This is a genomic window from Sphingobium sp. SA2 (genome assembly GCF_032227065.1).
Lineage (GTDB): Bacteria > Pseudomonadota > Alphaproteobacteria > Sphingomonadales > Sphingomonadaceae > Sphingobium.
In genome coordinates this window covers 2,332,266-2,351,030 of sequence record NZ_JAPMXX010000006.1, presented here as the reverse complement: position 1 = coordinate 2,351,030, position 18,765 = coordinate 2,332,266, and the positions used below count along the sequence as shown (strand labels likewise).

Genomic DNA, 18,765 nt, shown 5'->3' with positions numbered 1-18,765 from the left:
ATGCCGGTGTGGACGCATAGCTCAGTTGGTAGAGCAGCTGACTCTTAATCAGCGGGTCCTTGGTTCGAGCCCAAGTGCGTCCACCATTTTTTTCAACAACTTATCATTCATTTGAGACAAGATAGAGCCGCGGACGGCTCTGACTGTGTCCATTTTTGTGTCCAGTATCGGTCACGGTTTCTCTAGGCTTTTCGATCTTCCCGGATGTGTCCGGAAAAATCAGCTGGTCAGCATAGGGTGCCAGATGCTTCACCGACATGTGGGCGTAGCGCCGCACCATCGATTCCGACTTCCAGCCCCCGAGTTCCTGAAGCACCCAGGTGGGCACGTCATTCTGCCGGAGCCAGCTGGCCCAAGTGTGCCGCAGATCGTGCCAGCGGAAATTCTCGATCCCGCAGGCCTTCAAGGCGGCGCGCCAAGCCCTGTTGTTCGCGCATCGCAGCGGATTGCCGCGATAGGTAAACACATGGGTATCATGCTTGCCTTGCTGCCGTCCCAAAACGCCAAGAGCGATTGCGTTGAGCGGTACACCGAGCGCTGCACCATTCTTCGTATCGCCATGCTCAATCGTCGCTATGGCCCGGTTCATATCGACCCGGTCCCAGGTCAGGTTGAGTATGTTTCCCTGGCGAAGGCCCGTCGACAAAGCGAACAGGACAACCTCGCGCTGATGAGCAGGTAGCTTATCCATGAGCGCCCTGGCCTGATCGTGTGTGAGGCATCGCACCCTGACCTTGCCGCTCCTCTCATAGGTCTTGAACGCCGGTATCTGGTCGATCCATTCCCACTCGCGCTGCGCCTTCCGGAAGATGGCGCGGATAAGCGCCACATAGAGATCCTTTGTGCGATTGCTCGATCGGGCATGGTGTCGGGTGATGATCGCGTCGATCATGTCCCTGCTCACCTGTTCCATTGTCTTGCCACGCAGGTGCTTGGTAAACCATCGGATCCGGCTCACATCGTCCCTATAGGACTTCTTGTGCGTCATTTCCTTCAGCCACCGCAAAGCCGCCTCGTCCCATGTGCGCTTCGGCTTCTGCTTCAACCTGGCAAGATCCCACAGCTGGGCCTTCAGCTTGTCGTGATATTCTTGCGCCTTTTTCCTGTCGGAGGTTCCAGTAGAGCGTCTAACTGTCGTTCCGTCAGGTGCTGTGCATTTGACATAATAGGTGCTTGCACGCTTGTAGAGTGCCATGTTGCCTGCCTTTCGTCGGCACTCGACTGCATCCGTGCACGCCCAGAATATCGAGCGCGCAGGGAAGCGACAAGGTCCGCTTCCAAAAAGCGCCAGTCACGACCGAATTTCGCGCCAGGAACGACCCCGGCTTTCGCGTAACTGCGCAGCGTATTTGAGTGAATTCCCAGGAAAGCGGCGGCTTCCTGAAGGCTCAGGATCCGAGCCGGAGCGGTATCTGGTGCACCGCCGGGCGCGCCAGGGCTGTCGTGAGGATATTGCATGCACCGATGTTCCCGAATCGAACCCAGCGCGTGATGAAGCTCTTTCAAGATACCCCAATTTGCGTCGGAGAAAAGAGCTCCCTCCACTCGGCGCCCCGCCGATGCCCCTTTGCGTCACGGCACTTGCTGGATCTTTGACGCCTGCCGTGCAAAACTATTCTCGCCGAAACGTCGACGTAGATGCTCAGACACACTTAGCGCATAGCGGCGCTGCCGCCAGTCGGTCGGGCTATGATAGATGCCGACGGCCTTCCAGTAATTGCCGGTGACGGTCAGCCCCGACAAGAATATCCAGCGCGCCGCCTCGACATTGAAACAGGCATCGAATTGCAACCAACTACGAACCTGCACATCATGGCGGCCGATCGCTTTGGCAATCCTGGGCACCCACCAGCTATTGATCTGTAGCGGCCCGAGATCATGCGTTCCATTGGTGTTTGCGACCGCGGCTCCGATCCAGCCGCCTTCCTGATCGCGCAGCCCCCACAAAGTGCGTTCAAGCCACAGAGCACCTCGCGATGCTGATTTGATGCAAGCGCTGATCCGGACGGCTTCCTCGGGAGAGCGGGATCGTGAATGGGCGGGCACGACGGCAGCTGAAATCGTAAACAGCAGGCCCGCAGAGCTAAGCCAGTTTCTAGCGATCGATCCCATGACGACCTCCCTGAGGCAGTTTGCCCTCGCTGCGATCCGCTTGCCGTTCGACAGGCCCTGTGCGATCCAGCAAGCTGTTAAAATGCCGGTCCAGCGCCTCCGCCAGGCTCCTGGCGTTTGTGGCGAGCCGAACCCCAAGCCCTTTCCTGCCACTCGCTCGCCTGTGCAGCCTCGCGCTCAGCAAGCGATCGCTATTCTCCCGCCGCTCTTGCTGATGCGCCTTTCGCATCTCCTCGATCCACGCCGGTTCCCGTTCAGTGAACCGGTCCGCCCTGTCGCGATCGAGCCGGCCCAGTCCTTCCAGGGCAGAGGTCTTCTCGCCAGACGACCGCTCGAGTTTTGCAACGAGCCTGTCCTTGTCCTGGGTCCACAATTTGACGCCCAGCCGCGCACGGGTAATTGCCGTATAGTAGTTCTGGCCGGTAACCAGCGGTGACCCGAGCGGGGCCAGAACATAGACCCGCGCATAGGTTCTGGACTGCGCCGCATAGATTGTTTCGGCGTAACCATGGTCCCAACTCTTGTGCCGCGAGAGATCGATCGTTTGGGCGCGATCACCTTTGTCCCACCGAATGGTGGCCGAGCTTCCATCGAGTGCTTCGACCGTACCGCGTTGGGCGTTCTTGATGCCCAGTTCATGGGAGACCAGCCGCCATTGAATGCGATCGCCTTGGGCAAGGCTGCGCGTTTCAGAGACGAAGATGTTGACCTGTCCGCCCTTGGTGAGCCGCGGATCCCAGCGAACGATGCGACCCTGTTCATCGACGAGACGGACCTGCGGTCGGCCGCGCTCGTCGCGCACGATGCCCAGCACCCGATACTCGGTATCGCGGGCGAGCCCGGCCTCGGCCTGATCGCGACCGAATGTGACAACCTGACCGGATGTGTAGAAGCGGGCGAGATGCTTCTCCTGCTCGGTGAGGCCGGCAGGCGAAAGGATATTGAGCCGCGCATCCTGCGCAGCCACCACCCCCTCACGCTGCAACGCCTCCCGTACCTGCGTATTGACGATCAGCCTGGTCGCATTGTCCAGAACGAGGATGTTGGTGCTGGCTCGGGTCTCTGGCCGCAGGCGCGTCCACTCGGCCACCAAGCCCTTTGCGAGCGATTCCGCGTCTCCGCCAGACACCACTTTGTCCAATTGTGCGAGCGAGCCAGCATAGTCGCCCGCCCGTGCTCTTGTGACGGCATCTTTCATCCGCGCCGTTTCCTGACGCCGCGATTCGGTGAGCTGCGCCGTTGGCATGCCGAGCTGCTGCATCAGCCAGAAGGCTTTGCCCTGCTCAATGGCCCCAGTCTGCTTGTTGTCACCCAGGAGGATGAGCCGGGCGCCAGTTCTGCGGCTGATCTCCAGGATCCGCAGCGCCTGTCGGTTACCGAGCTGCCCCGCTTCGTCCAGCACGAGGACGTCGCGCCCGGACAGGCCATAGCCGCCCTCGGCAAGAAGGCTCGCAACGGTCCGGGATTTGATGCCGGCCGTGTCGCCAAGGTTCGCCGCAGCTGATGAGGTGGGCGCCAGGGCATGAAGCGTTGCCCCCGGCTCGGCAGCCCGATGCAGAGTGGCGATCAGCATCGATTTACCCGCACCCGCGACGCCATGAACGCCTGTGACCCGGTCGCGGCTCAACGCCAGGTTCACGAGCGCTCGCTCCTGCATGGGCGACAATCCGGCCGTTTCCAGCGCGCCCAGCAAGCGATCGGAAGATGCGATTGGTCGGCCATCTTCGATCGAGAGAGCGAGATGCTGCGCCAGGGCCTGCTCGAAGCGGACTGAGCGGCGCGTCGTCCGTCCGCGATTCAGGATCTGATCGCCGGTCTGCTCCCGGGTCGCGAGCAATTTGCGGCGCGCCTCATGCCCTTCGAGGAGCGGGCGAACGTCGCCAAAGCGGACCTCGCCGACATGAGGCGCAAGAGCCTTTGTGATCAACCGGCCAAGCGGATTGACCGCCTCTCGACCTTCGGTCTGTCGGACACCGAACAGGGCCGCGCGTGCCGCTTCTGCAGGTGCGAGAAGGAGGATGCGTTCGCCACCCTTTTCCGCTTCCGCCCGCAGGCTGTCGAGCGCGGGCGCATGTTCGCCCAGCCGCGTTCGCCACTGGAGATGCAGCGTCTCAAGGCCGATCTTCTCCTTTGGCCCGCGTGTCGCATAGAAGGACTTTCGCCGCGCAGCCTGTCCTTCCAGACCGTGCTCACGGGCATGGGCATCGATCTGTTCGGCACGCTGCGACATGTCCACGATCAACTCTGGGCGTACACCCCGGATCTCGAACAGGCCCCGGCGGGGGTCGGCGGCGATTTCGTAGCCGAGCGTTCGCAGGCCCTGGGCGAGCTCGTTACGGTAGATCTGCCCTGCGCTCATCTGCTCGCTATACATGGCCCGCGTTTCCAGGCTCGCCATGGGGGCGTCGCGCTGCCGGTTGGTCATGTTGAGGACCACCACATGGGTATGGAGATGCGGATCGAGCTCCCGGCTCGCATGTTCGGTAAAGCGCGCCCACAGGAGCCGACCGGTCGTTTCGTGCAGCACGCGGCCATCCTCTCGCCGACGAAGTTGCGCCTGCTCCTCAAGCCAGGAGAGCGCGACGCTGACCGCCTGTTCGTGGGCATCGGCGATCCGCGAATCCCCTACCGCAAGGGCCATCACCGATACCGATTTTGGCGCGCTCAGAGCGAAGTCCCAACCCGGGTGATGCTCGATCCCGCCCTCGCGGTGTCGGCCCAGTTGCTGGCCCGCAACCGCACCGCGAAGGAGACTCTCGAAGGTATTCGGATCGACCTCGCCGGAAAGCCCAAGCTCCTCTGCGAGGACGCCGCCCCATTGGGAGCCTTCCGTCCCGCCCTTGGTGTAATAATCGCCGATCGCATAATAGCGCGCTATGTTGCCGGCCGTTCCGGTCAAACGCCTGGGATGCATCATGCCGGCCTCGACGCGCTACGCATGCCGCCCCTGCGGCCATGCTGGGAGAGGCCAAAGCCGGAGGAACGCCCCAAAAGCTCCGGTCCCGATGTGGATGGCAGATGTTCCTGCGATGCGGCCCCTGGTGCAGATGCAGGCGGAACCTCTGCGCGCAGCGGTATCTCGGCATCGAGAGGAAGTTCGGGCGACGCGACGGCCTTGCTGGGAGGTCGCAGCTTCTTCTTCGCGTCTTTGGGGGCGTCCCGCGCTTGAGCCGCCAAGACTGGCGACAATCGCACGGCGGGGGCGGTCCGCTCCTCGAACGCTGGAAAGCAGGTAGGAGATCGGTTGTAACTGTCCTTGAAGCGGGCAACCGGAAGGTCGCGACCAAAGCGCAGGAAGCCGGTCAGGTTGGGAAGATTGGTCACCTCCGTGTGCATGACGAGCGGGCGAGTCACCTGCATGCGCGAAAGGTTCACCCCGTCGCGCATATCGTTCACGCCGTAGGACATGCCTTCATTGGCCTCGACCTGTTCGACCTGTCCCAGATTTTCCGAGACATGCTTGGCTGTCGGCGTGTCGTTCGCCCGCAGTGCGACCCATGTCGAGCAATATCCGGTGATCGCGGCTGCATCCTGAATGCCGTAGGTCGCCTCGAGCTGCGGGTAGCTCTGAAACCCCAATATGCCGCACCCACCATATTTGCGGGCACGAGCAAGAAAGTCTGAAAGCGAAGGCAGCTTCTGAAGGGTCGGCAGTTCGTCGATCACGCAATAGAGACGCCGGGCGCGATCGGGCGCGAGGCTCATGATCGCGCTGATGGCGATGTCGAGCCAGACCGTGATCAGTGGTCGAAGCGAGGGCAACTGATCGGCTTTCACAGTGATGAAAAGCCAGCTGTCATCCTCCTCATTGGCGACCCAGTCGCGGATCGAGAAGCCGTCGAGCGTGTCATCGAGATAGGAGAAACTGCGCATGACCGACGCCAGCTCGGCGCGGATGCCGGCCGACGTCCGATCGCCCTCCGTCGAGATGAAAGCGGCAGCATCGGTCCCCTCCGCAAAAGTCGCGAGGTCCTTCAAGGGGGAACGCAAGATCGTATCGAGCAACACCGAAACGAGCATACTATTGTCGCGCGCGAGTTTCCGGAAGACAGCTACGAGCGTGCCTCTGGCGGCCTTCGCCCAGAAGGGATCGCCGGACTTGTCGGGAATGGTCGACTCGGCGATTTGGTCATAATGATAGTCGCGCGGCACATCGACCCAGGGCGACCAGCTGTCGGCCCTGGCATCAAGCGGGTTCAGCAGAATGTCGTGCCCGGGCCTGTAGAATTTCTCGACGAACGTTCCGGCGGCGTCATAGACGATCGCCCTGCGGCCCTGCTTGCGGATGCCGGCCAGCATCTTGACGATGATGTTAGTCTTGCCCGTCCCGGGCGCGCCGCAAATCAGAATATGTTCGGGCTCGAACGCGTCAGGAACCGGCACGCCGCCGATCTCAAAGCTACCCTTTCGGCTTCGCCAAAGCAGGCGCCGTAGCTGTCGAGGGGTCCCGAAACGGGCACCGCGTAGGAACTGGTTGGATCCAAGCCCACGCCCAGTCCTCGTAAAATAAAACCATGCCCAAAATAGCATGAGAAGCGAGAAGCAGCCGACCAGCGCCGCCCCGACAAGGAGATGATGCTCCATCGCCCGAAGCGCCTGCTTGGCGACGCCAGACTCCAGCAGCGTATCGGAGTTGGTCCAATATTCCGGCCCCTCCGGTCCCCTGAACAGGAGCGGCGCTCCACCAGGCACGTCACTTTTAAGGGTCGCTTCAACGATCTTGAACGCGACATAGCGCTGATAGTCGTTCGCTTTCTCCAGAACATACCAGAGCGTGCCGCCGACCCACAGGACGAGCCCTGCCGCCACGGTCTGAATAAACACCTGGGTCGTCATGCGCACATTATGGACGATGGCCTGTCCGCCCCTTGTCCAGGACCCGAGCGTGTCGTTGCGGAAGATGCTCATGAGCTTATCTCCACGGGATCGATAAGGCCCCGCTCGAGGAGGAGTTTGCGGGCGTCGGCCGTACCGCGGGCCAGGAGGTCGGGATGACGGGCGCTCACATAGGCAGCAAGGATCGCGAACACCTGGATGTTTGTCGCATGCAGTTCATCGAAACGGCCATGATAGCCGCCCGCGTCCATGCCTTCATAGCGATCGAGAATGCCGCGAACATAGTCGGCAACGCTGGTATCGGTGGCACGTGCGCCGAGAACGAGACGCTCATAGAGCGCATCTTTGAATCTGATGGTAACCCTTGCCACACGCCGAACTCCTGTTCGACGCCTGATCGGGGTGATGAAGCGGGTCCGTAAATAAAGCTATTTCGCCCTGATCTCAAGACAATATGCGTCATGTCTACGGCAGCCAAAGGTTGCCAAAGAAGATCAGGCGCTTGGCTGGACGCCGACCTTTGTGGTCAGCCAGAGCGTGCCGGTGGCACCCAGTTGTGCCACCGCTCGTCATACCGGAAATTTATGAAAAACAGCAGAAAGGCTGGCGATTCGCACCCGCAGCACCCGTGCGTACGGTGCATTACAAACGGCCACGAGCCGTGCGTCTTTTCTTCGCAGCGCCTTGCGCGCTGCGCAGCCGCGTCCAGGCAAGGGCGGGCTGCCCCCGGCAGGGGGCTCTTTTTCTTCGCCGGCACCAGCCGGCCCCAAAATTGCATTGCAGATATCCTCCCGATGTGAATAGTGGAGCGTGGCGGGCAGACCTTCAGCTGAAGGATAAACATCATGCCCAAAATGACCGATCGCGAGCGGCTCGCGAAGATCGAAGCCGGTCGCCGCAAACTCGACGAGGAAGCCGACACCGTGCGGCAATCCCTTCGCGCCCAATATGCCGCGCACATATCCCAGATTGCCGTCGAACAGTTGAGCGAGCGCGAGTTCAAGGACCTGCTCACGCATGCAATCCGGGTCGGCGGCGCGGCCGCTATCACGGCCCTCAAGGCGTTGCCCATCACCGCCGCCATAACCCAGACGTCGCCGGAACGGCGTCCCAGCGACGAGCACGGCGGAGCCGCGCGCAGGAGGCCAGCGCTTCCTCCAAGCGCCGGATCGCCGGGCGACGGGGCCGGCAGCAGGCCGGCTCCCTGAGCCCGGCGATACTCTCCCCAGGCACAAAAAAAGGGCGCTGGCGGAGGGCCGAACCCTTCCACCAGCGCCACTGCCCCGTTCGTCAACCTGCCCGGCGTTGCTGGCCTGCCAACGTGAAGAAATGCGCCGGCACCCCAGCCTCCCGCACCATCCGCGCGAGGTTCGACTGTATTCCCGATCCCTCGCAGACGATCGCTTCGACCGGCTTCAACCGTAGCAGCGCCTCGTTGCGCGCGAACCCGGCCCGCTGTCCCAGCCGGTGATTGAGCGTGAAGGCGATGAGCTTCACCTTCCGGCTCGCGGCCCACGCAGCGGCGATCGCGTCGCAGCCCTTGGCCTGGGCCGTCGTCGCAAGAAGCATCGAGGGGACCCGTGCCTTGATCTGGTCGAGCCGCTCCCAGATCTGGGCGTGATCCTCCCATTGCTGTCCCCCGGAGAATATGACAACCGGACCTTGCGGCGCCAGCGCTTCGTTGCGCCTGTTGCGGCGTGCGGCCAGGAAGTCGGTGGCGGCGATCACCGAAGCGGTGCGTTTGCTCGAGACCAGCGTGCCGCGTGGTGCCGACCAGGGCCGTCCGGTCTCGACCCGGAAGAGATCGGCGCCATGGTCGCGCATGCAGGCGATAGCCTCGCGCGCCTCGTCGAGTCCGTGGCAGAGCGCCTGCGCCTCCTCCAGATTGGCCGTGGCAATCTCGCCGCCGTCGCTTTCGCGGATGAGCTGGCCCACCTGTCGCGCGGCCCTGTCGGCCTCGCCATCCAGCTGATCGGCGAGCCTGTGGAAGCTGTGCACCAAACCCCAGGCGAGCCGTTCGGACAGGGCTTCGAGCCGCGTGTCCCGCAGCAGATCGAACAGCGTCGTCACCATCAACTCGACCCCAAGTTGCATCGCCAGCGGGTCAGGCATGTCGGCTGTGATAGCCTCGTCGCTGCTCCCCAGCCGCACCGCGTCGGCGGTTTGGGCAAAGGCGGCGGCGAAGCGGTCTGATGCTTGCCTCGTCTCTTCGGCGAAGAACCCGGCGATATCGGCAAAGCGGGCGGCGGTGGTGGTATCGGTCGTCATGAAAACCTCCTTTTTTTGAAGAGGTTTGTCCCCCTGCACGGGCTCCGAGCGGCGGGGTCAAGGACCGCGAAGCGGCCGCTCCGCGGCGGTGGGGGCAACGATTTTCTCTGGCGGCCGCGGAGCAAGGAAGGAAACGCCGACGTCCGCTCCGCCAGGGAAAATGGTGGGGCCCCGCCGTCCTTGAGGCCGACGCGGTCCCGTGCCACAATCGGACGTCTTGAGAGAGAGGAAGAGCTACCCTGCGGGGGGCTCGATGCCCCCCGCAGGGTAATGTGGAGGGCACCGCGCTCGCCCCCAGGCACCTCTGGCCTTCTCCTGTTGCTCCAGAGAATGGCAGGGCTTACCAGTTGAACCTCTTCAACCCGTCCACCTCGTCAGCATCGCAGTCGAACAGGATGTAGGCACAGTCCAGCGACCGGGCGAACCGCTGAACCTCGGCAAGCTCTGGCGGTATGCGCGCAGCATCATCGCCCTCGACCACAAAGGTCGAGACGAACCATCCATACCAGGTCGCGGCCACCGTGAGGGGCTGGAATTCGACCGGCAGACTGGCCCAGTTCGCCAGAAGCTGTGAGGTTGCAAGGCTCACATGAGCGGTGCTGACGACAAGATGCTTTCCAAATTCAAGCGGCGCTTTGCGCGGGTCTGGAGGCCTGCTTGGGGGCGGCTCAGGCGGGCGGTACATAGGCATCGTAGGGATTGCCGTCGTGAAGATGCCCGAAGGGCGTCATCACATAATCCCTCTCCTCTCGTCCGACCGCACAGATCACATAGCGCGGGACACCTGTTGCAGCGTCCCTGCATTCGAGCAGCGCCAGATCGCCCTGCTCCGCCGCGCGGAGCAGGGTCTCGAAATTGCGCCTATATCCTTCGGGAATAGCCATATCCGCCTCCTTATGCCGCGTTGCGCCGACGCAGCTTTATATCGGGTGCCTGGCCCTCGCGCCTGAAGGCGTGGATCGGGACGCCCGCCTCGCGCAGGAGCTGGTAGAGATTGGCCTGAAGCCCCGATCCCTCGCACAGGAGCGCCTCGACGGGCGCGAGATCGACCAGCTTGCGGTTGCGCGCAAAGGCGACCTTGGAACCAGTGCCGTAGAGCCCGTAGGTCACTAGCGGAACCCGCTTTTCGGGCCGCGCTGCCCAGGCCGCGGCGATCGCGTCAGCTCCCTTGCGCTGCCCTGTCGTGACGAGCGTCATGTTCGGCACGCGCGCGTGGATTGCATCGAGCCTGTCCCAGATCTGCTGGAAATCATGCCAGAGCGCGGGTCCTGAAAAGACCACGATGGGGCCCTGGGGCATGTGCCGTTCACGGGCCGCAAGCTGCCGGGCGCGCAGGAAATCGAGCGCGTCGATCTGGCTTGCGCCGCGCGCCGTGGGCTTGCTGCCACGGGACGGTGACCAGGGCCAGCCCGAGAGCGCGCGATAGGTTTCCGCAGCGAAATCGCGCATCGTCTCGACTGCGGCGCGCTGCTCGGCCACGGTCTGGCACAGCAGCTGCTTTTCCTCGAGCTCGCGCGCATAGACCTCGCTTGGATCATAGGAACGGGCAAGGTCGCCCAGTTCCCGCGCAAGGCCGTCTTCGCGCCGCTCGAGCTTGCTGGCAACAAAGTGGAAGGAGTTGACGAACCCCCAGGCGATCTCGGGCGCGAGCGCTTCGAGCCGGGTGTCGCCAAGAAGATCAAACAGACAGGCAATGACGCCCCCGCAATCGGCCTGGACCGCGAGCGGTTCGGGCATGTCGAGTTCGGCGGGCGCTTCGCCCGGCCCGGAGACGGTGAGGCCAAGCGGCTCTCCGAACACGGCCTGGAACTCGGGGCTGGCGGTCATCTCTGAATATAGCTGGCTCAAGTCAGCGAAGCGGTGCACGCTCTGCGCTGCGATACTGGTCATGACGATGCTCCATGGGCATGAGAAGAAAGGCCCCGGGGAGGGCTGGGCCTCCCCGGGGACACGCTATCAGGCGAACGGGATTTCCTGATCGAGGGAGGTGCCCGCCTCCATCAGGCCGCCGTCATCGCCCGCGGTGCTGCCGCCAAAGCCGCCCTCGCCCCGCGGCGCATAGTCACGGCCGCTGTCCGCGCTCCGGCTCGGACCGAAGGCATCGCGCGGCTGCTTGCGCCGCCAGGCGACTCGATAGCCTTCCTCCTCATTGCCAAAGAGCGCGATCGGGAGCGGCTCACCCAGGCTCGGATCGTCGATCGATCCCTGGAGGAACAGTTCGCCGGTCGTGTTCTTGGCGACCGCCTCCCAGAGCGCGCCGATCTGCACCCAGCGGTTGCCGACATTGAGCGCGAGTATCTCGAAGACGGGCGCCATGGCGTGGGCGCTGTCGACCTTGCGGAGACCAAGCTTGGGGAGGTCGATCGTCCGCGTGGCGATCCAGCCGATGATGCGGCCGTTGACGATCTTGAATTCACCGATGTTCATGAGACTTTCCTTCGACAATTTGTCGCTCGGCCAATCCGAAACGACACCCGCCAAAGGCCCCCTCCACTCTCCTGCGCTCAGCCTGTTCCAGACACGCCGCAGCATCGACGGGACGGTCTTGGCCTCCAGTAAATATCGCCGGTCACAAGCTATTTTGCAGGCAGTTCGAGCGGCCATGAACGCGATACAGTCAGGACGATCGCCGCCCACGCGCGCCAGCGCCGGCGCGCAGCGCACGGGAGGCCGACCTCGATGCAAGCGCCGACGCACCCAAAGCCGTTCGCACGCCCGCGCTGACTCATCTCTCCTTTCTCGCCCGCGCCCTGTCTTTCCGGCAGCGGATCGCAACCCGGCAGGGCCGAGATCCGGCGAAGCCGGCGCTCGGTCGGAGCGCAGCGGAGATAAGAGCCGCGGTGCCCGCGCAGCGGGCAGCCGCCACCCATTGCCCTTCTCCCGCGCCAGCACATGGCCTGTTCGCCACGCCCTTTCCGCATTGCTGAGGCATGCGACGGCAATCCGCGCTTCCAGATCAAAGCACGAACATATAGGCTGGGGCGATGTCCGTCATATCGCGAGAATTGCCAGCGCCTAAAAGCTGGCAGGATTTTGAGAATCTGGCCTTCGACGTCTATCGAAGATTGTGGAAGACCAACGATGCCGAGTTGCATGGGCGCCAGGGGCAGCCGCAGGCGGGCGTCGATGTCTATGGCACCGACAGGGTCGAGCAGAAATATATCGGTGTCCAGTGCAAGGGGAAGGATGGCGACCTGCGCGCGGCGGTCACGGCAACCGAGCTGCGGGACGAGGTTGCAAAGGCGCGGACGTTCCAGCCGCCGCTCGACGTCTTCATCCTGGCGACCACCGCGCCCAATGACCAGGCGATCCAGAGAATCGCGCGTGAGATTAGCCAAGCTCATGCCAGACTTGGCCTGTTCGACGTCAGGGTCACGGGCTGGACGACGCTGCGCAGCTTTGTCGCCGACGATCAGGAAGTGCTGCTCAAATATTATCGGGATCTCGCGCCCGTCGACGTGATTGGCCAGATCGCCGCAGGCGCCGAGCAGAATGCCGCGGGCTTCGCACAGATGGACATGCTGATACGCAGCGCTACGCGGATGCTCACGCAATCCCGGGAAGCGACCAGCCCTGACGATCCCCTCGCCGCGCAGGTCACGGAGATCGGCAAGCTCATCAGCGACGGATCGCCGCGTGCCGCCATCCGGGCGCTTGAGCGGATACAGGCAGACCATGACGCAACCGCCAGCCCGCTCGCGCGCTATCGCCTCCTCGCAAGCCTCGGCAATGCCCATTATGCGCTGGGCGAGGAAGACCATGCGATCGCACTGTTCCATGCAGCCTTCGAGGCGCATCCGGATTTCTCCAACGCCAGGGCAACCAGGGCGATGGCGCTTCTCCTGGAGGGCAAGCGCGAGGAGGCCGAGCCGATCGCCAGCGCCGCTTTCGAGGACGACCGGACGTCGGTCCGCAATGCAGGCATCTGGATCGACACGATGCCGCTCGATCGGCCCATAGCGCAGATCGAAACCGCGCTCCCACCCGCGCTTGTCGACACGCTCGACATCCAGCTTCGTCTGGCGCTGCGGTCGGGTGAAATTGGCGATGCCGATCGCCACCTTGCCCGTGCGCAGGCGGCTCTTGCAATCGCGCCTGAGGACTGGCGCGCCATGGCGACGCTGGGAGAAGCGCTGGTCCAGCCGCTCTCCGCGCTCGACGGGCTGGGGATCACCCATGATGTGCCTGCCCATCTCCACGCAGACGTGGAACGCGCGATCGGGCTCCTCAAGACAGCATGGAGGAAGCTTCTAGACCAGGATTCCAGCTTTCAGGGGCGGCATGTTTCGGCGAACCTTATCAGCCTGCTCGGCATCGTCGGGCGCGAGGCGGAGGCCGATCAGATTCTCGATGAAGCGCTTGGCGTTTTTCCCCATTATGAGCCGCTCGCTATATTCGCGGCTCGCCGATCTGCAGCCAACGACGACTGGCGCGCAGTCGCGGCCACGCTCGATGCGCTGCCGCAGGACGCGCTGACCTTCGACGCTTTCTTGTTGAGGACCCACGCCGCACTCCAGTTGAAGGATGGCGCCGGCGCGGTCCTCTGGGCCGGGCGGATGCAGTCGGCCGATGTCGGGCAGCCCGCGATGGCCGAACGGGCCGAACTCGTCGAGGCGATGCAGGTCCATGCCGCTATGTTGGGCAGCGCCGATGCCGCTGCGCTCATTACCGACGCCATTGCGAAACGACCAGGATCGATCGTCGTGCGATCCGTGCTGTACGATGCCCTTGAGGCGGAGGATCCTCTGCGCGCAAAGCTGGCGAGCGAAATCAGCAGTCTTGCGCAGGGTGACCTGAGCCTGCGCGAGCGCATGCACGCGGCCGAGACCCTTTATGCGCAGGGCCATTATGGCATGGCCGCGGATCTTTATGCGGCCGTGCACGGAGGGCAAGATAATTACGCGCTGCGACGCCGGCTGCAGTCGCTCAACCTTGCGGACCGGCGGGCAGAGGCACGCAGGCTGTTCGAAACGCTCCCACCTGCGCAGCGCGCCTCGGATGCCTATCTCGCCGTCGGCGTCGCCATTTACGAAAGCGCCGGGCTGTTGAAGCCGGCGCTCAAGCTTCTGGAGAGCGCGCTCCAGCAGCATGACGTGCTGCGCAACAGGCTCATCTGGATCCAGCTTCTCGTCCGCCTCGGCCGCTCCGACGAAATGCGCGGCTGGCTGGACCGGGTATCTGAAGATATCGAGGGTACGCCGATCGAGCTTATCGCCCTCGCGCAGCTGGTCGACCGCTATCTGAGTAATGCAACCAAGGCGCTGTCGCTGGGCTATCGTGCCTTGCGAACCGGCTATGGGCAGCCAAGGATCCATCTTGCTTACGCCCTGGGCCTGATCGTGGGCGGCCGCGCCAGCAGCGTGACGATGGCGGCGCCCCAGGTGATCCAAGCCGGCGCGGGCGTCGTCCTCATCAATGACGCGACGGGTGAGGAACTGCACAGGATCATCGAGACGGGGCCGGCCCCGGCTGTCGAACGGGACGAGCTCTCCCCCGACGACCCCTTGGCAAAACGGCTACTGGGACTGCACGTGGGCGACAGCATCGCGTTTACGAAGCTGGGCGTCGGACCGCAAAGCTATCGGGTGGGCGAGATCCAGACCCCATCCCTGTTCGCCTTTCGTCGGACCATGCGGCAGTTTCCGACCCTCTTCCCCGACAATCCTGCGTTCGGCTCGTTCACGATCGACGAGAGCAAGGGCGATGACCGGTTCGAGGAGATGTTCGCCATGGCCCGCAACCGGGCCGCGAAGGGGCAGCAGCTCGAAACGCTTTATCGCGACGGGGTAATCCCGATCCCCATGTTCGCGCGGCTGAGCGGGGCGGATATTTTCGAAATTTGGGAGAATTTCAGGCAGAAGAACAGCCTTGGTCTCAAAGTCGCGATGGGCGTGGAAGACGAGTTCGCGACCGGACGGGCGGGAGCACAGGCTGGCATCGCGGTGGTGGCCCCACTCTGCGTCTATGCCTGGGCGCGCATGGGTCTTGGCGCGGTGATCGCCAAGCTCTCCAATCGCCTCGCCATCGTTCAGTCCACCATCGATTCGCTGCGGCAGCTGGTCGAGGAACGCGAAGGCCGTCGCGGCCGCAAAACGGGCACGTTCGGTTATGATGGCGAGCGATATTTCTTTATCGAGATGACGCCGGAGGCCGCTGCGCAGCAGCTCGCCGACGCCAGGTCCGCGCTCGATCTCGCCCGAAGCCTTCCGCTCGTGGCCGCCGAATCCGATCAGGCCCTGCCTGAGGGTGTCGCCGAACTGATTGCCGACCTCGACCCAGCCTATCATGACAGCCTGATCGCGGCCCTGGCGCCCAGACGCGCGCTCCTGACCGATGATCTGGGCTTGCGGGTGATCGCGCAGGCGGCCGGCGCACAGGTCTGCTGGACGCAGCCGCTGGCCCAGGTGGCGCTGAGTTTGCAGGCGATCACCCATCCAGAATATCGGCAGATCATAGGTGCCCTCTTCGATGCCAATCATGCCTTCGTCCAGTTCAACACCGCCGATGTCATAGGTGAACTGCAGGACAGCGCGTGGACGGCCAATGACCGCCTGCGCGACTATGCCCGCCTGCTGACGAGCGAGACGCTCGACCAGACCCATGCCGCGATGGTCATGGCCGAGCTGTTGCTCAATTCCAGCCAGATCGCCGGCATCTCCCGGGCTGTCATCTTCCCCAACCTGGTGTTCGAGGTCGCCCGCGAGCTTGGTCGCGCGGAACAGCTGCGCGCATTCATGGGCGCTGCCAGGGCCGCCACCCAACATATTCAGACCCGTGCATTCAACCGCAGGCTGTTGCCGCCGCGGCTCATGCAAACGACCCACCTCACGCCCATAGACGCTCTGGCGGTGATGTCGGCGCGAAGGGCAGAGAAATTTGTCACGCGATTTTGGGACGCGCTCGAGGCTGCAGGGCTGAAAACCGGCGATTAAGCCAACCCCATCGCTCAGACCACAAGCGCCATCAGCACTTCATGCATAGCTGGCGGCGAGACGCTCACCCGCACCGGCTGCAGGGGACAGGCCGTGCGGATCACATATTGCCTGTCGCCGCTGCTCTCGCGCAAACGGACCGCAACCGCATAGGCGTGAGGGAAGGAGGCGAGCCGGGCGCGGGCCGCATGCGCGAAGGGCGCACTATGCGCAGCGTTGCACAAGAGGTCCGGCGCGCCCTCGTCATTGGCCGCCTCCCGCCTCACGTCCGGATCGCCCCGGCGATGATCGCCTGCGCGCAATAGTCGCTGAGCGGCTTGCGCGCGCAAAAACTGGGGTCGCGCTCGACGCCCAGTCCAAGATGTCCGCGCACTGCCAGCAGCTCGGAGAGGAGGACAGGCCCGAGTTCGGGATAGCCAAGGCCCAGATCGCAAAGCCCCCAAAGCATGAGATCTTGCCCGTCAGCCTCGGCCCAGGCGATGAGCCAGGTACCTGCCGCGTCCGGCGTAAAGAACTTCACGACAGGACAGGGATCGAAATCCGGCTCGCGCACGAGCCGCGCGCCATTCTCCAGCAGCATTTGCGTAATTTCAGGGGTGACAAGTTCCATGGACAATCTCCCAGGCAACCGAAAGGCGCCATAGCCTGCGGCGCCCCCCTATCGCCCCCTCCCCTTTACCAAGGTCGCGCCACCTCAGTGCGTGCAGAACACGGCGCCGGACTGGCGTTCGGCGTCCGCCAGACGCCATTCGGCAAGCGCCGCATCGCCCCTTCTCCTGAAGGTCGGGCGCACCTTTAACGGACGCGGGTCACAGACGATGCGCCAGCGTCGATCGGCATAGTTGCGCGACACGCAGCCGATAGCGCCGCCAGGATAGAGGATGCCGTGGACATACCAGCCGCCATGGCGCCAGCGCGAATGGGTAAATCTGGGCATCCCGCTCATCCTGCACAAGGCCCTCGAAGATCGCCGTCTTCTGCTACGCCCCGGGGCACTTGAAGCCGGCGCCCCAGGCGTCCCGCCTGGATCATGATCGGGATCGTCATCCGGCTCGTGCGGCCCCCTTCCTCAACCTGCGCGACAAGGCGAAGGCCAGGAATGCGCTCATTATGATAGACGCTGTCGCGCGCCCGGGCCCGGCCTAGGCGCGCGGCCTCACAAGGGTCGGATGCCTCGATCCGGTAACGCTCCTGCGCGAAATTAATACCGTCGGTCTCGAACCGGATCGATACGATATAGGCGCACGGATGCTGGTGCAGCTGATGGGTCATCGCCATTCTCCTGATGTTAGGGTTGTCTGAGATGCGCTGGCGCCCGGACACCGGGCTCGGGTACCGCTGTTTCAGTTGACCTTCTGGAGGAGCCGCTTCGCCTTGCCTTCCAGTTCGAGACGGGAATCCTGGTTGGCGCGCGTGCGGGCGAGCGCGGTGATCCCCTGCACGAAATCATAGACGCTGGCGGGCGGGTGGCCTTCTTCGTCCAGGACCTGGGCGATGATCCTTGCCGTGTCGCCCTTCGAAAACCCCTGGGTCCGCAGGAAGCTCTCGCGGTCCTCGTCCTTGCGCGCGACGATCCGGTCCCGAGCGGCGCGGATGCCCTGGATGAAATCGCCGGGCGAAGAGTCAGCGAACTGCGTGAGAGCGGGCGCTGCCTGGGCGGCGAACCGGTTCGCGGCGAATTTCGAATGGCGGATGCTGATCTCCTCGAAATTCTCGACGCCCCAAAGATTGCGGTTCATGCAAACAGCCCGGAGATAGAAGGTCGCGATCCCCAGCGACTTGGCACCGACCTCGCTGTTCCAGCAGTAAAAGCCCCGAAAATAGAGATCGGGATCGCCATTGGGCAGCTTGCCCGCCTCGATCGGGTGGGTGTCGTCGACGAGGAAGAGGAAGACGTCGCGGTCCGAGGCATAAAGGGTCGTCGTCTCGGCGCTGATATCGACATGGGGGTTGTAGACCATGCTGCCCCAGTCGAGGACGCCGGGCACCTTCCAGCGCGTGTCGCCCGTGCCGTTTCCGGCAAAACGCATGACGGCCTCGACCAGCTCATGGTCCCAGATGCGGCCATAGTCGGGACCGGTGACGGCGCGCAGTTCCGTCCTGCCATCGCTGGTCTCGAGCAGCTTCACATGCTCACCCCTATGGGCGATGAGGCCATGCTGGAGATTGATGCCGGCAAGGGCGGCGGGAAGGTCGCGCAGATAGCCTGCCGGCGCGCCGACCAGGCTGCAGAGCTGGCCGAAGGACCAGTGGGTCGGCGCAACCGGGGCCGACGAGCCTGGCGAGACAAGCGCCAGACGCTCGGAGTTGTCGCTCTGCGCCTGGACACGGATGGCGCGGCTCTCGACGATGCGTGTCGAGGCGACGTCCGCGCGGGCACGGACGCGATTGTAGAGCGTCTCGAGCGAGAGGAAACGCTCGTCGTCGGGACGGTTGAACCATTCGGACGAGACGCAGCCGATATTGTGGCCGCGGCTGATATCAACCTTGAAGCCCCCGGTGGCGGGCCGGTCGAGCGAGGAAAGTGCGGTCATGGAGGTCTCCTGCTGACAGATTGGACCCGCTTCCTTGCGAGCCCAACGTCAGCACTCCCCCTTCCTCCCTGCCCCGATACCGC

At 63.7% G+C, this 18,765-nt stretch carries 17 protein-coding genes, 1 tRNA gene and 1 pseudogene; 2 read left to right on the top strand and 17 right to left on the bottom strand.

What is annotated here, in order from left to right:
- Window positions 1-10: 10 nt before the first annotated feature.
- Window positions 11-86, top strand: a tRNA-Lys gene (locus tag OVY48_RS19085).
- Window positions 87-103: 17 nt separating this feature from the next.
- On the opposite strand, the gene OVY48_RS19080 is transcribed toward OVY48_RS19085, so the two are convergent.
- The 12 genes and pseudogenes from OVY48_RS19080 to OVY48_RS19030 form a co-directional block, all read right to left on the bottom strand.
- Window positions 104-1,195: a site-specific integrase gene (locus tag OVY48_RS19080; protein ID WP_313924024.1), complete on the bottom strand. Its 1,092-nt coding sequence runs from the start codon at window positions 1,193-1,195 to the stop codon at window positions 104-106.
- A 62-nt stretch (window positions 1,196-1,257) separates the two neighbouring features.
- Window positions 1,258-1,458 (bottom strand): annotated as a pseudogene (locus tag OVY48_RS23915) (helix-turn-helix domain-containing protein); the annotation flags it as partial.
- A gap of 114 nt (window positions 1,459-1,572) precedes the next feature.
- Window positions 1,573-2,112, bottom strand: coding sequence for a lytic transglycosylase domain-containing protein (locus OVY48_RS19075; RefSeq protein ID WP_313924023.1), 540 nt, complete (start codon window positions 2,110-2,112; stop codon window positions 1,573-1,575).
- Complete coding sequence (mobF, locus tag OVY48_RS19070; protein ID WP_313924021.1) at window positions 2,096-5,029, bottom strand: MobF family relaxase; 2,934 nt, start codon at window positions 5,027-5,029, stop codon at window positions 2,096-2,098. The genes OVY48_RS19075 and mobF overlap by 17 nt, the downstream gene beginning before the upstream one ends.
- Window positions 5,026-7,020: a type IV secretion system DNA-binding domain-containing protein gene (locus tag OVY48_RS19065; protein ID WP_313924020.1), complete on the bottom strand. Its 1,995-nt coding sequence runs from the start codon at window positions 7,018-7,020 to the stop codon at window positions 5,026-5,028. Before OVY48_RS19065 ends, mobF begins: the two co-directional genes overlap by 4 nt.
- Window positions 7,017-7,319 (bottom strand): hypothetical protein, encoded by a 303-nt coding sequence (locus OVY48_RS19060; RefSeq protein WP_313924019.1) that lies wholly within the window; start codon window positions 7,317-7,319, stop codon window positions 7,017-7,019. The genes OVY48_RS19065 and OVY48_RS19060 overlap by 4 nt, the downstream gene beginning before the upstream one ends.
- 198 nt (window positions 7,320-7,517) lie before the next feature.
- Complete coding sequence (locus tag OVY48_RS19055; protein WP_313924018.1) at window positions 7,518-7,967, bottom strand: hypothetical protein; 450 nt, start codon at window positions 7,965-7,967, stop codon at window positions 7,518-7,520.
- A 271-nt stretch (window positions 7,968-8,238) separates the two neighbouring features.
- On the bottom strand, window positions 8,239-9,216 hold the full coding sequence (locus OVY48_RS19050) for a DUF2493 domain-containing protein (RefSeq protein WP_313924017.1): 978 nt from the start codon (window positions 9,214-9,216) through the stop codon (window positions 8,239-8,241).
- A 340-nt stretch (window positions 9,217-9,556) separates the two neighbouring features.
- Window positions 9,557-9,805 (bottom strand): hypothetical protein, encoded by a 249-nt coding sequence (locus OVY48_RS19045; protein ID WP_313924016.1) that lies wholly within the window; start codon window positions 9,803-9,805, stop codon window positions 9,557-9,559.
- 79 nt (window positions 9,806-9,884) lie between these two features.
- The gene (locus tag OVY48_RS19040; protein WP_096063471.1) at window positions 9,885-10,100 is read right to left on the bottom strand and encodes a DUF6117 family protein; all 216 of its coding nucleotides are present in this window, start codon (window positions 10,098-10,100) and stop codon (window positions 9,885-9,887) included.
- A gap of 10 nt (window positions 10,101-10,110) precedes the next feature.
- Window positions 10,111-11,106 carry an SLOG family protein gene (locus OVY48_RS19035; protein ID WP_169574575.1) on the bottom strand — a complete coding sequence of 332 codons (996 nt, stop codon included), beginning with the start codon at window positions 11,104-11,106 and terminating at the stop codon, window positions 10,111-10,113.
- A 66-nt stretch (window positions 11,107-11,172) separates the two neighbouring features.
- Window positions 11,173-11,643, bottom strand: coding sequence for a DUF736 domain-containing protein (locus OVY48_RS19030; protein ID WP_169574576.1), 471 nt, complete (start codon window positions 11,641-11,643; stop codon window positions 11,173-11,175).
- A 557-nt stretch (window positions 11,644-12,200) separates the two neighbouring features.
- Between OVY48_RS19030 and OVY48_RS19025 the strand changes: the two genes are divergently transcribed.
- Window positions 12,201-16,148 carry a PIN domain-containing protein gene (locus tag OVY48_RS19025; RefSeq protein ID WP_313924015.1) on the top strand — a complete coding sequence of 1,316 codons (3,948 nt, stop codon included), beginning with the start codon at window positions 12,201-12,203 and terminating at the stop codon, window positions 16,146-16,148.
- Between the two features lie 14 nt (window positions 16,149-16,162).
- On the opposite strand, the gene OVY48_RS19020 is transcribed toward OVY48_RS19025, so the two are convergent.
- The 5 genes from OVY48_RS19020 to OVY48_RS19000 all read right to left on the bottom strand — a co-directional run bounded on the left by OVY48_RS19020 (window position 16,163) and on the right by OVY48_RS19000 (window position 18,682).
- Window positions 16,163-16,414, bottom strand: a complete 252-nt coding sequence (locus OVY48_RS19020) for a hypothetical protein (RefSeq protein ID WP_235955142.1) — start codon at window positions 16,412-16,414, stop codon at window positions 16,163-16,165.
- The gene (locus OVY48_RS19015; protein ID WP_409593459.1) at window positions 16,411-16,758 is read right to left on the bottom strand and encodes a DUF2958 domain-containing protein; all 348 of its coding nucleotides are present in this window, start codon (window positions 16,756-16,758) and stop codon (window positions 16,411-16,413) included. The genes OVY48_RS19020 and OVY48_RS19015 overlap by 4 nt, the downstream gene beginning before the upstream one ends.
- 84 nt (window positions 16,759-16,842) lie before the next feature.
- Entirely contained in the window at window positions 16,843-17,085 is a 243-nt protein-coding gene (locus OVY48_RS19010; protein ID WP_313924012.1) for a hypothetical protein, read from the bottom strand.
- 5 nt (window positions 17,086-17,090) lie between these two features.
- The gene (locus OVY48_RS19005) at window positions 17,091-17,420 is read right to left on the bottom strand and encodes a hypothetical protein (protein ID WP_313924010.1); all 330 of its coding nucleotides are present in this window, start codon (window positions 17,418-17,420) and stop codon (window positions 17,091-17,093) included.
- Between the two features lie 71 nt (window positions 17,421-17,491).
- Window positions 17,492-18,682: a DUF932 domain-containing protein gene (locus OVY48_RS19000; protein WP_313924008.1), complete on the bottom strand. Its 1,191-nt coding sequence runs from the start codon at window positions 18,680-18,682 to the stop codon at window positions 17,492-17,494.
- Window positions 18,683-18,765 lie beyond the last annotated feature (83 nt).